The organism is Pedobacter superstes, assembly GCF_037622515.1.
Lineage (GTDB): Bacteria > Bacteroidota > Bacteroidia > Sphingobacteriales > Sphingobacteriaceae > Paradesertivirga > Paradesertivirga superstes.
In genome coordinates, this window is the sequence record NZ_JBBJCN010000003.1 from 57,086 (window position 1) to 71,948 (window position 14,863).

General features: G+C 38.8%; 11 protein-coding genes. 5 read left to right on the plus strand and 6 right to left on the minus strand.

Going from position 1 to position 14,863, the window contains the following annotated elements:
- Window positions 1–90: 90 nt before the first annotated feature.
- Together WG906_RS09230 and WG906_RS09235 are read left to right on the plus strand one after the other, a co-directional pair.
- Window positions 91–1,566, plus strand: a complete 1,476-nt coding sequence (locus WG906_RS09230; RefSeq protein WP_339992299.1) for a phytoene desaturase family protein — start codon at window positions 91–93, stop codon at window positions 1,564–1,566.
- A gap of 51 nt (window positions 1,567–1,617) precedes the next feature.
- Window positions 1,618–2,145, plus strand: a complete 528-nt coding sequence (locus tag WG906_RS09235) for an SRPBCC family protein (protein WP_339992300.1) — start codon at window positions 1,618–1,620, stop codon at window positions 2,143–2,145.
- Window positions 2,146–2,215: 70 nt separating this feature from the next.
- On the opposite strand, the gene WG906_RS09240 is transcribed toward WG906_RS09235, so the two are convergent.
- Together WG906_RS09240 and murB are read right to left on the minus strand one after the other, a co-directional pair.
- Window positions 2,216–2,755, minus strand: a complete 540-nt coding sequence (locus WG906_RS09240; RefSeq protein ID WP_339992301.1) for a sigma-70 family RNA polymerase sigma factor — start codon at window positions 2,753–2,755, stop codon at window positions 2,216–2,218.
- Between the two features lie 134 nt (window positions 2,756–2,889).
- Window positions 2,890–3,906, minus strand: coding sequence for a UDP-N-acetylmuramate dehydrogenase (gene murB / locus WG906_RS09245; RefSeq protein WP_339992917.1), 1,017 nt, complete (start codon window positions 3,904–3,906; stop codon window positions 2,890–2,892).
- 133 nt (window positions 3,907–4,039) lie between these two features.
- Between murB and WG906_RS09250 the strand changes: the two genes are divergently transcribed.
- Window positions 4,040–4,777, plus strand: a complete 738-nt coding sequence (locus WG906_RS09250; RefSeq protein ID WP_339992302.1) for an SGNH/GDSL hydrolase family protein — start codon at window positions 4,040–4,042, stop codon at window positions 4,775–4,777.
- Window positions 4,778–4,847: 70 nt separating this feature from the next.
- Here WG906_RS09250 and lpdA read toward each other — a convergent pair whose 3' ends face one another.
- Window positions 4,848–6,251, minus strand: a complete 1,404-nt coding sequence (gene lpdA / locus WG906_RS09255) for a dihydrolipoyl dehydrogenase (RefSeq protein ID WP_339992303.1) — start codon at window positions 6,249–6,251, stop codon at window positions 4,848–4,850.
- Window positions 6,252–6,545: 294 nt separating this feature from the next.
- On the opposite strand from lpdA, the gene WG906_RS09260 reads away from it, so the two are divergent.
- A complete protein-coding gene (locus tag WG906_RS09260) occupies window positions 6,546–8,198 on the plus strand; it encodes a M1 family metallopeptidase (RefSeq protein WP_339992304.1) in 1,653 nt (550 codons plus the stop codon).
- A 46-nt stretch (window positions 8,199–8,244) separates the two neighbouring features.
- Window positions 8,245–8,976 carry a head GIN domain-containing protein gene (locus WG906_RS09265; protein WP_339992305.1) on the plus strand — a complete coding sequence of 244 codons (732 nt, stop codon included), beginning with the start codon at window positions 8,245–8,247 and terminating at the stop codon, window positions 8,974–8,976.
- 65 nt (window positions 8,977–9,041) lie between these two features.
- Here the strand turns inward: WG906_RS09265 and odhB are convergent, their stop codons facing one another.
- The 3 genes from odhB to WG906_RS09280 all read right to left on the minus strand — a co-directional run bounded on the left by odhB (window position 9,042) and on the right by WG906_RS09280 (window position 14,754).
- The gene (odhB, locus tag WG906_RS09270) at window positions 9,042–10,556 is read right to left on the minus strand and encodes a 2-oxoglutarate dehydrogenase complex dihydrolipoyllysine-residue succinyltransferase (protein WP_339992306.1); all 1,515 of its coding nucleotides are present in this window, start codon (window positions 10,554–10,556) and stop codon (window positions 9,042–9,044) included.
- 18 nt (window positions 10,557–10,574) lie between these two features.
- Window positions 10,575–13,370 carry a 2-oxoglutarate dehydrogenase E1 component gene (locus WG906_RS09275; RefSeq protein ID WP_339992307.1) on the minus strand — a complete coding sequence of 932 codons (2,796 nt, stop codon included), beginning with the start codon at window positions 13,368–13,370 and terminating at the stop codon, window positions 10,575–10,577.
- A 112-nt stretch (window positions 13,371–13,482) separates the two neighbouring features.
- Window positions 13,483–14,754 (minus strand): DASH family cryptochrome, encoded by a 1,272-nt coding sequence (locus WG906_RS09280; protein ID WP_339992308.1) that lies wholly within the window; start codon window positions 14,752–14,754, stop codon window positions 13,483–13,485.
- Between the last annotated feature and the right edge of the window lie 109 nt (window positions 14,755–14,863).

Consider the following 14,863-nt stretch of genomic DNA (forward strand, 5'->3'; position numbering starts at 1 on the left):
GAGATCATTTTCTACATTTACCCTTCATGAATAACAAACTTATTCCGAAGCAAAATCTCTGCGCTCATTTACTAATCCAAATCTGCTGGAATGACAAAATCTAAGATCGCCATTATCGGTTCGGGGTTTGCAGGGCTGGCAGCGGCGGCTGTACTGGCAGATAAAGGTCATAATGTTACTATTTATGAAAAGAATGACCAGGCCGGAGGCAGGGCAAGAATTTGGGAAAGCGAAGGGTTCAAATTTGACATGGGTCCCAGCTGGTATTGGATGCCGGAAGTTTTTGAAAACTTTTATAATTTATTCGGGAAAACAACCTCGGATTTTTACGATTTAAAACGGCTTGACCCCTCCTACCGGATATATTGGGGCAAAAACGACTTCACGGATATTCCGGCAAAACTTACGGAATTAGAGGAATTGTTTGAAGAAATAGAACCAGGCTCCTCCCCTAAATTAAAAGAGTTTTTGAAACAGGCAAAGTTCAAATATGATACGGGAATGAGCGACTATGTCTTCCGGCCTTCAAATTCGATCAAAGAATATCTGGACCTCAGACTTTTAAAAGAGAGCTTTAAAATTCAGATGTTTACCAGCATGAGCAAACATCTGCAACAGTATTTTAAAAATCCAAAGCTGCTTAAACTGCTTGAGTTTCCTGTATTATTTTTAGGAGGAACGGCAAAAAACACTCCGGCCTTATATAGCATGATGAATTATGCTGACCTGGCTTTAGGCACCTGGTTCCCGACAGGCGGAATGAATGAAATTGTAAAAGCAATGGTATCCATCGCAACCGAAAAAGGAGTTGATATAAAATTAAATCACGAAGTTTTAAAAATAAAAACTGAAGGCAATAAAGCAATCGGAATTGAAACAGGCAAGGGTTTTTATGAAGCCGACTTAGTGATCTCAAATGCCGATTATGAGCATACAGATCAAAACCTCACAGCTATTGAAAAAAGAAATTATAGTCCGAAATACTGGGATAAAAGAATTTTATCACCATCATCCTTATTGTTTTATATCGGGGTAAACAAGAAGCTTAACAACATTTTACATCATAATCTATTTTTTGATGAAGATTTTGAAAAGCATGCCGATGAAATATATAAAACCCCACAATGGCCTTCAAAACCTCTTTTTTACGTCTCCTGCACATCAAAGACTGATAAGATGTCTGCCCCGGAAAACGGAGAAAATCTTTTTTTTCTGATGCCTTTAGCACCGGGATTAGAGGATAACGAAGTGTTAAGAGAAAAATATTTTAACGCTTTATTAAATCGGTTTGAAGATATTACAGGAGAAAGAATCAGAGACTCTATTGTGCTTAAACGCAGCTATGCAATAAACGATTTTGTGAAAGATTATCACTCCTTTAAAGGAAACGCTTATGGTTTGGCTAACACCTTAATGCAAACCGCATTTCTCAAACCCAAAATGCGCTCCAAAAAACTGATCAACCTTTTATTTACTGGCCAGCTTACTGTACCTGGACCGGGGGTACCTCCTGCGATCATTTCCGGGCAAGTTGTTGCTTTAGAGGCATTAAAAATTTTAAAATAAATCGTTCTTGATTAATTTTTTTAACTTCAATTAAATTAAAAATCTAAAATCATGAAAGCCTTAAAAATCATCCTACTTGTTATTGTTTTTTTAGCTGCGTTCTTTTTTATCGGAGGCATGCTTTTGCCGAAAACCTATCAGGTAAAACGGTCAATCAGTATCAATGCACCAGATAGTGTGGTTTACAACAATATTGCGGATTTTAACAATTTTTTGAAGTGGAATCCGTGGTATAAAATGGAGCCGTCAGCCAGGATTAAGATTGCCGGTACTGCGGGCCAGCCAGGTCACTTATATACATGGGAAGGCGAAGAAACCGGCACAGGGCAAATGCTGATCAAAAATATTGTGCCCCAAAAGTTGGTAGATATCGAGTTAAAGTTTATAAAACCTTTTGAAAATACGGCCAAAACAAAATTTCAGTTAGATGCTAAGGAAAACACCACCGTAGTAACCTGGATAATGGAGGGTGAAAACAAATCGAGCATGGATAGATGGATGGGTTTAGGAATGGACAGTATGATAGGAGGAGATTTCGAAAGCGGATTAAAGGAGCTGAAATCCCTGTCTGAAAAGTAAGCATAAAAAAAGAGCGTCAGGCTGGCACCTGTACGCTCTTATGTATGATGAGTTTTAGAAAAGGGGCAAATTAATCAAGCTCTGCGTACATCGGCTTTTTAACACCGTTGTCGTATGGTTTTAAGCTCTTCTTAAGAAGCTTACGAGCTACGTGAATGCGTGTTTTTACTGTTCCTATTGGAATAGCTAAATGATCTGCAATCTCATGATATTTAAATCCTTCGAAGTACATACTGAAAGGAACATAATATTCTTCAGGAAGTTTGCTTAAAGCTAATTTTATATCATCCATAATAAATTTCGACTCCCCCTGGTTCTTAGTAGAACTGAAAACAAGGTTTGCTGAAGAAATTTCGTCGGATTTAGTAACAAAAGAGCTTATTTTAACAAAGCGGCGATAATTATTAATGAAAGTATTTTTCATTATTGTATACAACCACCCTTTCAGGTTAGTACCCTCTTTAAATTTATTGTAGTATGTGATGGCTTTTAGTAGAGTATCCTGAACCAGGTCATTTGCGTCATCTGCATCATGAGTAAAATGTAATGCATACATCTTTAATGAACTTGCCTGACGCATAACCATTGTGTTGAATTCTATTTTAGTCATGTTGTTAGAGTTAAAGTTATCGTTACCAGTTTTTCATATTCAAACTTGTAAATATCTTTACAACAATTATGCTAATTCGAGTTCAGCACGGTCAAGATCTCCCGGCAGGGCTAAAAATTAACAGTAAATTAATGCTAAATTATGTTCACTTCGCGCTCTAAAGTAACACCGAATTTAGCCCGAACATCCTCAATAATATGCGTAGATAATGCATAAACCTCTGATCCTGTTGCATTTCCGTGATTAACTAAAACTAAAGCTTGATTCTTCCAGGTACCTGTTTCACCAATTTTTTTTCCTTTCCAACCACACTGTTCTATGAGCCAACCGGCGGCTAATTTCACTGTACTGTTTGGTAGACAGAAGTGAACAGTGTCCGGAAAAACAGACTGTATTTTCTTAAATTCATGCTCCGAAATTATAGGATTTTTAAAGAAGCTGCCTGAATTACCGATGGTCGAAGGATCAGGAAGTTTGCTTACCCGTATATGAGACACAACATCTGAAACATCTTTTATTGTTGGATGGTTTATTTGACGCTTTTGCAGTTCCTCACCTATTGCTCCGTAGCTAATATTCAGTGATGGGCGGGTAGATAAAACAAATGTGACCTGGGTGATTATTATCTTCCCTTTTAGCTGATTCTTAAAAATACTTTCCCTGTATCCAAATTCACATTGCTCTTTATTAAATTCCAGTATCTTTCCTGTTTCAATTTCAAATGCTCTACACGAATGAAATACATCTTTTAACTCTACACCATACGCTCCGATATTTTGAATTGGCGAAGCACCCACAGAACCTGGTATTAAACTAAGGTTTTCCATGCCTGCAAAACCATTATCAACACAATACATCACCAGTTTATGCCATACCTCCCCGGCTCCAGCTTTAATTATAACCGTTTCACCTTCAACCTTCGCCTCTATACCTTTGAAATTTATGCGAATTACAAGCCCTTCAAAATTCTTAGTAAGCAACAAATTACTTCCACCTCCTAATACTAAACGAGGTACCTGTTTCCATTTTTCATTATCAAAAAGCTCTGTTAAATCTTTTTCAGAATTTATTTCTGTAAACCATCGGGCAAATGCTTCTACTCCAAAGGTGTTGTAGCTTTTTAAAGAGACGTATTCAAGAATTTCGGGCATGGTGCTATGTTTCTGCGCCAAATCTCGCAAAATATTTTTAACGATAGCGAGTGGTGGAAAATTCTTTGCGTTCGTGTAATTATTTAGAGTTAGCCCTCGTCTATAATATAGTAGTCAGATTATTTGCTTTATTATGAGAATCTTATTTTTAGGCGATAGCATTACCCGGGGAACACAAGGTGTTAATTGGATTAAAATGATTGAAAAAGATCATCCCTACTGGACCTTAGAAAATGCCGGTATAAACGGAGAGACCATGAACAAGCTTTCAGGAAGACTTGAAACCTACCTGAAAAATAATTCGAATTATGATGTAATTGTTTTCCAATCAGGTACGAATGATATATTATTACCTATGTTCAGGCATCGTGGATTTTGGTTCAGACAGTCATATCGCCAGCAAATAAAATCCGGCAATATTCCTTCATCTCCAAAAGAGTTTGAAATTGTCTTAAAACACAGTGTAGAATATATTCAAAGGCATTCGGAGGCTCAAATTATCCTCCCCAATTTAGGTTGTATTAATGAATATCTCCTGGCCGAAACCAATGCCAAACTTTTCAGTTTTAACAGTATCATTAAAAAAATCGCTAAAGAGCACAGTTGCATTCCGGTTGATATTTCTGAATTATTTCAAAATGAGCTGAGTCATATGAAAACCATGGATTATTGTGCGGATAATTTCTCAGACACCGCTTTCCTTGACTTAATCACCTGCAATTTAGGCATGGCAGATAAATTAAGTAAAAAACGCAAATTGCATCTTACCATAGATGGCATACATCTGAACAGCAAAGGAGCTAAAATTTTTAAAGAAAAAATCGAGAATGCTATACTTTTAACGAAGGAGAAATCACTCTTATTTATCTGACATTAAAAAACATCAAAAAAAGGCTTAGCGCTGTGCTAAGCCTTTTTTTCACCTTTAACCTTTACCCGTTTTATATATGCAAAGCCCTGTTTTCAGTTGCCGCTAAAGCAGCTTCTTTAAATGCCTCTGTATAGGTTGGATGAGCATGGCAGATACGACCGATATCTTCTGCAGAAGCTCTGAATTCCATGGCTACTACAGCTTCAGCAATCACATCTGCAACACGAGGACCAATCATATGCACCCCAAGAATTTCATCCGTGTTTGCATCAGCCAGTACTTTAACTAATCCATCTGTATCCATACTGGCACGGGCGCGCCCACTTGCCTTAAATGGAAAAGAACCGGATTTATATTTTTTACCCTGCTCTTTTAATTGTTCTTCGGTATAACCCACACTTGCAACTTCCGGCCATGTATACACTACACCCGGAATAAGATTATGATTAATATGTGGTTTTTGTCCTGCTATAGTTTCCGCTACAAAAACCCCTTCTTCCTCGGCTTTATGCGCAAGCATAGCTCCGCGCACTACGTCACCAATAGCATAAATTCCTTTTACAGGTGTTTCAAGGTGGTCGTTTACCGGAATTTTCTTTCCGCGTTCTTCTAACGATATGCCAATTTTGTCTAAACCTAAACCTTCAGTATAAGCAGAACGGCCGACTGCAACGATGCAATAATCACCTTCAATACTTACTTTTTCTCCCTTTGAGGTCTCAGCAGTTACCGTAACATTTTTACCTTTTACGGATGCTCCGGTTACTTTATGACTTAATAAGAATTCAAAACCCAGCTTGCTTAAAGATTTTTGGAGTTCTTTTCCTAAAGTTTTATCCATGGTGCCGATAATGGCATCCATAAATTCAACCACAGTAACTTTTGCTCCTAAACGTGCATATACAGAACCAAGTTCCAGACCGATAACGCCGCCACCTATAACAATTAGATGCTTTGGAACTTCAGTCAGATTTAAAGCTTCTGTAGAAGTTATAATTCTTTTTTTATCTATTGGCAGAAAAGGCAATGCAGTTGGCTTAGAGCCAGTCGCTATGATCACATTTTTTGTGGTGATTGTTTCTTCTCCTCCATCAATCTTAGCAATTTTGATAGTATTTTTATCCACAAAAGAGCCCAGACCGTTATAGGTTGTAATTTTATTTTTCTTCATCAGGAAAGTAATTCCTGCTGTATTCTCCTGCACAACAACATTCTTACGGGCAATCATCTGACCGATATTCACTTTTAAATCTTTAAGGTCGATACCATGGGTTTTAAAAGTATGGGCAGCATTATGGTAATGCTCAGATGAATCCAAAAGCGCTTTAGAGGGAATACAACCTACATTCAGGCAAGTTCCTCCCAATGTACTGTATTTTTCAATTATAGCTGTTTTTAACCCTAGTTGGGCGCACCTGATGGCAGCTACATACCCACCCGGCCCGCTTCCTATTACCGTAACGTCGTATTGCATGATTGTTTTTGTTGTTTGGAGTCCAAAGTTAAACGATTAATACTCTTAAGGAAAACTATTTAAATTAATTCCTGATCAATTAAGTAATATTAGCTTGTATTTTCATTCCTGAAAGCTCAAAACATCTATTAATCTAATTAAATTCAATTAAATATGGTCCGACAGAACAATCCGTGACGCTTTTTCGTTAAAATCAACCGGAAAGAAACGATAAACTTCTTAATCAGAGTAAGCGTTAATAAAATATAGTGAGCCATCATGAGCCATTAAAAGGCAAATATATTCTGATGAAAAATGCATAAATATTTCAGTATTATACTTCTTATCTTTAGCGTTACCTTTTCAAAAGCCCAGCTTTTAAAAGAACAAAAGTTCTTTAGCAGAGCGGATACATTAAGAGGGATGCTTAGTCCTTTAAGAACATGTTACGATGTGAAGTACTATCACCTGAATATAGCGGTTAATATCAATGAGAAAAAAATTAGCGGATCAACCCTTTTTCGATTTATTTCACAAGCTGATTTTAAGCGCCTGCAATTCGATCTCTTTGATAATCTAAAGATCGAAAAGATTGTTTATAAAGACCTTGAACTTTCGTTCAGCAGAGAATTTAACGCAGTATTTTTAGATTTCCCTGATACTCTCAGAAAAGGATCAGTAAATGAGTTCACAGTTTTCTATTCAGGAGCTCCACTAATTGCAAAAAACGCACCCTGGGATGGGGGTTTTGTATTTTCAAAAGATAGGAATGGTAAACCCTGGGTAAGTGTTGCCTGCCAGGGAATAGGTGCGAGTTTATGGTGGCCTAATAAGGATCATCAGTCTGATGAACCCGACAGCATGTTAATAAGTGTTACCGTTCCCTCGGAACTGATGAATGTCAGTAATGGCACGCTTCGGTCCGTTGATAAATTAAATAATGGTAATACCATTTATAACTGGTTTGTTTCTTATCCTATAAACAATTACGGAGTAACCCTTAATATAGCAGATTATGCTCATTTCTCTGATTCCTATAATGGATTGTCCGGAAAACTTCCCCTAAACTATTATGTACTCAAAGAAAATTCAACCATCGCCCGTTCACACTTTAGGGCAAATGTAAAGCCAATGCTCAAATCTTTTGAACAATGGTTTGGCCCTTATCCCTTTTACCGAGACGGCTATAAATTGATTGAAACCCCATATCTTGGATTAGAAAATCAGAGTGCAATAGCATATGGCAATCACTATGCAAATGGGTACAAAGGCAGCGACTGGTCGGGAACTGGTTTGGGCCTGACCTGGGATTATCTCATTGTTCATGAATCCGGCCACGAATGGTTCGGTAATAACATAACCTCAAAGGATATTGCTGACATGTGGATCCACGAATCCTTTACAACCTATTCAGAAGGGCTATTTGTAGAATCAAAAGCCGGAAAGCTCGCCGGAGCGAGATATATCAAAGGATTGAGGAAAAACATAATTAATGACAAACCTATAATTGGCCCCTACAATGTTAATAAAGAGGGATCTGGTGATATGTATTTTAAAGGAGCAAATATTCTTCATACTATCCGGCATATTATCAACGATGATGAAAAATGGATCAGAATTCTTAAGGGACTGAATACTAGTTTCGGTCTGAAAACAACTTCAACAGCAGAAATTGTCAGTTATATCAGCAAATCTTCCGGTAAAAATTTAAGCTTAATCTTTGATCAGTACTTACGTCATACCCGAATTCCGATTCTAGAGATTAAAAAAACAGGACCTATGTCTGCACAATATCGCTGGAAAGCAGATGTTAAAGACTTCAAAATGCCCGTAAGAATAAAGACAAGAATTAATTCCACGGAATGGAAAATGCTTCATGCTACTTCGAACTGGCAAACACTTAAAGCCGGCTCAATTATACCAGACACTGATAATTTTTATATAAATGTGAAAATTCTTCCGGATTGATGCAACTTATTCAGCCCCTCAGCGTCTAATCAAAAAAACACTGGTTATGAACAAGTTATTATCATCATTTGGCTGGATACTACTGCTGCTTCCCTTTATTAGCGTTGCCGGAACTAAATCCATTTTACACACCATTCAGGGTGAAAATAAAATTGAAGAAAGGCCGGTTTCTAATTTCACGGGCATCAGCAGCAGCGGAGCCTACGACGTTTATGTAAAAATTGGAACCACTGAAGATCTCAGGATTGAGGGAGAGAAAGATTACATCAAAAACATTGAGACTAACGTGGAAAACGGAACATTAAAAATCAGAAACAGTAAGTCGGGTAGCGGATGGAGCTGGACTAACTTTGGCAAAACCAAGATTTATATAACCGCGAAATCGCTTAACAACCTTACTTTAAGCGGTTCAGGAAATATGATAATTAACAATACAATTAAATCGGACCAATTAAATACCAGTGTTAGCGGTTCAGGTAGTATTCGTTTAAACATGATAACTACCAACTATAATGCTGCTGTAAGCGGATCAGGAAATATTAATGCCATAGGCCATGCGAAAAAAGCAAGTATTGCAATAAGTGGTTCAGGAGGATTTGAGGGACAAAACCTTAAAACAGCAACAACGGATATTAAAGTCAGTGGTTCCGGAAATGCTACTATATATGCCGATGAACAGTTAAATGCTCATCTTAGCGGGTCCGGGAATATCACCTATTCGGGGAATGCACAAGTTAACCAGGCCAAAAGCGGGTCGGGTAAGATTACTAAAAACTAATTCAATTATTGTAGCATAAAAAAAGCCTGGCATATGCCAGGCTTTTTATGTTTTATCCGGGGAGATTAGACTCCCAATAACAACCTTGTTGGATCTTCCAGTAATTGTTTTACTCTTACCAGGAATCCTACTGATTCACGACCATCAATAATCCTGTGATCGTATGACAAGGCAACATACATCATCGGACGAATCACTACTTGTCCGCCGATAGCGACCGGGCGCTCAATAATATTGTGCATGCCTAAAATAGCAGATTGAGGCGCATTAATGATTGGAGTCGACATCATAGAACCAAATACTCCACCGTTAGTGATCGTAAAAGTACCGCCTGTCATCTCTTCAATAGACAGTTTATTTTCGCGGGCTTTAAGGGCAAGTGCCAATACAGCTTTCTCAATACCATCAAGCGACAGTGCATCTGCATTACGAATAATCGGAACAACTAATCCTTTCGGAGCCGATACCGCAATTGAAACATCTACAAAATCACTGTAAACGATTTCTTCGTTTTCTATCCGTGCATTTACTGTAGGGAATTCTTTTAGAGCCTCACAGACTGCCTTAGTAAAGAACGACATAAAGCCCAATCCAACACCATGCTTTTCTTTAAATTTATCTTTGTATTTGGTACGGATGTCCATGATCGGTTGCATATCTACTTCATTGAAAGTAGTTAACATTGCCGTTTCATTTTTTACCGTAACTAATCTTTTCGCAATTGTTTTGCGTAATCCGGACATCTTTTCGCGGCGCTCATTTCTTGCACCGGCAACCGCAGGGGCAGACGGAGTTGCAGCGGGAGCAGCTTTCGGGCTTTCAGCCTTTTTAATTTCCGCTTTTTGCGCGTCTTCCTTGGTAATCCTTCCGGCAACACCAGTACCGTTTACAGATTTTGCATCAACGCCTTTTTCAGCTAAAATTTTAGCAGCGGACGGAGATGGAGTTCCTGCAGCATATGATGAAGCCTTATCAGCCATTACAGCAGGTTTTTGATCTGCCGCCGGAGCCGAAGCTTTTGGCGATGAACCAGCACTTGCACCAACTTCAATATTACATACCACCGAACCTATCTCAAGAACATCTCCTTCTTTAGCAACTCTTCTTAAAACACCTGCTTTTTCTGCGGTAAGTTCAAAAGTTGCCTTATCGGATTCAAGCTCTGCTATCTGCTCATCCATTTCTACAAAATCACCATCGGCCTTTAACCAGCTAGATAAAGTTACTTCTGTAATAGATTCGCCCACAGGCGGAACTTTGATTTGAATAGTTTCACCAGTACCTGAAACAGGCGCTGCTGATTCATCAGCAGCAGCCGGCGCTGAAGCAGGAGCAGATGATGCGCCTCCTTCTTCAACAGAACATACTACTGCACCTATTTCCAGTGTATCACCTTCCTTTGCTATCGTTCTTAAAACTCCGCCCTTTTCAGCTGTAAGCTCAAAAGTTGCTTTATCAGATTCAAGTTCAGCAATAACTTCATCCATTTCAACAACATCTCCATCCTGTTTTATCCAGCGGGATAAGGTTACTTCTGAAATCGATTCGCCTACCGGCGGAACTTTGATCTCTAAACTCATAATATTCTATTTAATCGATTAATCTACTTTAACGGCTTTGTTGGTTGTATCAACCACAGTTTTCTTAACTTCTTTACCTGCTTTATCTTCAAAAGCTTTTCCAATAATATATAACTGCTGAGAAATATGCTGCTTAGCGTATCCTGTAGCAGTACTGCTGCTCTCTTTTCTGGAAATAACTTCAAGATGGATATCAGAATTTCTTAATTTACGGCAAAGATAAGGCCATGCTCCCATGTTCTCAGGCTCTTCCTGAACCCATACATATTCCTTTGCTTTACCGTATTTATCTTTAATCTTTTCTAACTGAGCATATGGAGTGGGATATATTTGCTCCAATCTGACGATCGCAACATCTGTCCGTTTGTCCGTTTGTTGTTTCTCAAGTAAATCGTAATAGATTTTGCCTGTACAGAACAATACACGTTTTACGTCATTTGCTTTTACGAATGCATCATCAATTACTTCCTGGAAATGACCATTGGTAAATTCATCAATTTTACTTACACATTGCGGATGACGTAACAAACTCTTCGGAGTGAATACAACAAGAGGTTTACGGAAATCACGCTTTAACTGCCTGCGTAATAAATGGAAGTAGTTGGCAGGTGTTGTAACGTTGGTAACCTGAATATTGAAATCAGCACAAGCTTCCATAAAACGCTCTATTCTCGCCGAAGAATGTTCGGGACCCTGTCCTTCATAACCATGAGGAAGAAGCATAATCAAGCCATTAGAGCGTTGCCATTTCGTTTCGGCACTTACTACAAACTGATCAACAATAATCTGGGCACCATTAAAGAAATCTCCGAATTGTGCTTCCCAGATGGTTAATGACTGAGGATTAGCTAAGGCATATCCGTATTCAAACCCTAATACACCGTATTCGGAAAGGTGTGAGTTATAAATATCAAATTTTGCCTGATCGCTACCATGTTTAACCTGAGTTAGCGGGATATATTCCTCTTCAGAATCTTCAAATTTAACTACGGCATGTCGGTGAGAGAAAGTTCCGCGCTCTACATCCTGGCCGCTGACACGCACACGCAAACCTTCACTAAGCAAAGTTCCGTAAGCCATCAGCTCGCCCATGGCCCAGTCAAAGGTCTCATTCTCGACCATTTTCTTACGATCTTCAAAAAGTTTTTCAATTTTTTTGAAGAACTTTTTATCGGAAGGCAGCTTGGTGATCTGTCTGGCAATATCAAGGAAAACCTCTTTGGACACAGCAGTTTTAGAAGGTGCAAATATATCTTCTATCGTTGCCATCTTTAAACCGGTCCATGCACCGGAGTACATTTGATTCGGTTCGTAAAGATTACTTTCCTTCGATTCATTTAATCTCGCCTGCAATAATGCGCGAAACTCTTTTTCCATTTCGGCAGCAAGGTTTGCATCCACGCTACCATGCTCCATCAATTTTTTATTATAAATTTCCCTTGGATTTGGATGCTGCTCGATTGCTTTATATAATAGTGGCTGAGTGAACTTGGGTTCATCAGCTTCATTATGGCCAAATCTCCGGTAGCACAGAATATCTATAAATACATCGTTATGGAATTGCTGACGATATTCCATTGCCATGTTAACCGCATAAACCAAAGCTTCTACATCATCACCATTAACATGAAATACAGGAGACAATACTACTTTAGCAATATCGGTTGCATAGGTTGATGAGCGTGCATCTTTATAGTTGGTGGTAAAACCAACCTGATTATTGATAACGAGGTGAATTGTTCCGCCAGTTTTATAGCCGTCAAGTTTCGACATTTGTAAAACTTCATAAACAATACCCTGACCCGCTACAGAAGCGTCACCATGGATTAAAATCGGGGCAATTTTCTTATTGTCTCCACTGTACTTGAAGTCAATTTTAGATCTTGTGATACCCTCAACTACGGGGCCTACAGCTTCAAGATGAGAAGGATTTGGACAAAGGCTCAAGTGGACTTTTTTACCAGCCTGCGTATCAACATCAGTTGAGAAACCCAGGTGATATTTCACATCACCACCAAAAGGTTTGGTTTCATCGTATCCCTTACCCTCAAATTCAGAAAAAATATCGCGGTAAGTTTTGTGCATGATATTAGCAAGCACATTTAAACGACCACGGTGGGCCATTCCGATCACAAACTCTTCAATGCCAAGCTCGGCACCTTTTTCAATAACCGAATCCAATGCCGGAATAACACTTTCGGCACCCTCTAATGAAAATCGTTTCTGTCCCAGGAATTTCGTACCCAAAAAGTTTTCGAATACTACGGCTTCATTAAGTTTTCTTAAGATGCGTTTTTTAGTATCGACAGAAAAATTCGGAGTGTTACGTTCTCTCTCCATCCTATCCTGAAACCAATTAACTTTTTCAGGATTACGCATGTAAGTAAATTCTGCACCTATCGACTGGCAGTAAGTGTCTTCCAGCAGTTTACGTATATCACGCAGAGTTGCCGCCCCCAGGCCTACTTCAACCCCTGCATTAAAAACGGTATCAAGATCGGCTTCGCTTAGCCCAAAAGTCTCTAATTCTTTCCCCGGAAAGTATTTACGGCGCTCACGTACAGGATTTGTTTTTGTAAATAAATGGCCTCTATCGCGATAGCCATGTATCATGTTAAGAACATTAATTTCTTTAAGAAAATGCTCAGGAGTGTCAGCACCCGCTACATTTACTTCAGAACCCCGACCAAAGTCAAAGCCCTCAAAAAACTTCTGCCAACCAAATTCAACTGAATCCGGATCTTCTTTATACGATTGATATAAGGAATCTATATAAGATGAATGTGCGTTACTGAGATACGACAAATTATCCATGGAATGTTATAATTTTTCTAAAAAGTAGCCGCAAAAATAAGAGTTTAGGCCTATATTTTTTAAGTATTTCCTTAAAAAATGATTTATATCGAACTTTATTACAAAAAAAAGTTTATCGGGTCTCATTTACCATATCCAGCCACTTCTTAATATATTGCTCTTCTATGAGTGGGTCGGCCTTAATAGTTATTGGCCGGTTTACCGACATAACACCTTCGCCCGCTATGTATGTCCAGTTTCCCCAATTACTGGCAGGTGAATAATCAATTAATTTATCTTCAAAGTAAGCTGCCCCGGCTCTCCAGTTCACCCCCAATTCAATTACCAGGTTCAATGCCACATATTGCCTGCAACGGTTATTTATATATCCCGTTGAGTTTAATTCTGACATACAGGCATCCACAATTGCGTGACCTGTTTTTCCGGATTTCCACTTTTTAAATACTGAAGATTCTGCCGCCTTAGGTTCATGAGAACTAAAAGTGGTTTTGCTGCCATGTTTCTTAAGCATAAACCTGAAATAGTCCCGCCACTGAAGTTCTAAAACAATATGAGCAGCAATATCCCGGGAAGGATGTTCACGTTCATATTTTTTCACCTGCCAGTATACCTCACGCGGAGACAAGCATCCTAAGGACAGCCATGGCGAGAGTAATGAAGTTTGGGTTGTAACATTTTTGTGCGCCTTTACAGGCACCTTGTAATTTAACAAGAAATCAGAGAGATGAGCAAGGCCTTCGTGCTCCCCTCCAATAAAACGGCATTGTGCGCGCTCATCGAATTGAGGAGCAGAGATCCCCAGATCAGGCAGCGAAGGAAGTTCACCACGTTCCATATCAGCGGGAATCTGTATCTTTTCCGGACTTGCAAAACCGGGTCTGACGCTACTATCCCGTTCAATTTTCTTTTTAAAAGTCACGAAGGCATCAGGAATATCCTTTATCGGAAAAGGTAAATCTTCTTTATGATAGAGAGTGTGACCGATGAAATGCTTCAGATTAATTTGCTGTTTCCATAAAGCCGACTCCACATTTGCTGAAATTTCGGTTTCTTCGGCAGCTACTTCCCGATGGTGGTAAACTTCTGACGCGGAATACTTTAAGCAAATCTCAGGCAATATCTCTTCCGGCCGCCCCAATTTAATCATTAAATCGCCGCCAAGGCTTTGCAGCGATTGTCTCAAACTATTAACACTTTCCAATAAAAACTTTGCTCTGAATGAGCCCGTTTTTTTTGTCCCGTATTTAGTTTCACTAAAGTACCTGGGATCAAAGCAGTAAACCGGAATAATATAATCGGCACGTTTCACTGCTTCCAGTAAAATCTCATTATCATGAACCCTTAAATCATTTCTAAACCAAACAACTATGGTTTTTCCATTCATATATCCACAAACCTATTTGATGCAAAATAGTTAAAAATGTGTTAATCCATTCTATTGTCACAAAATTGGAAATAATATTGACATCATGAAGACAATAAAAAATGAAGAA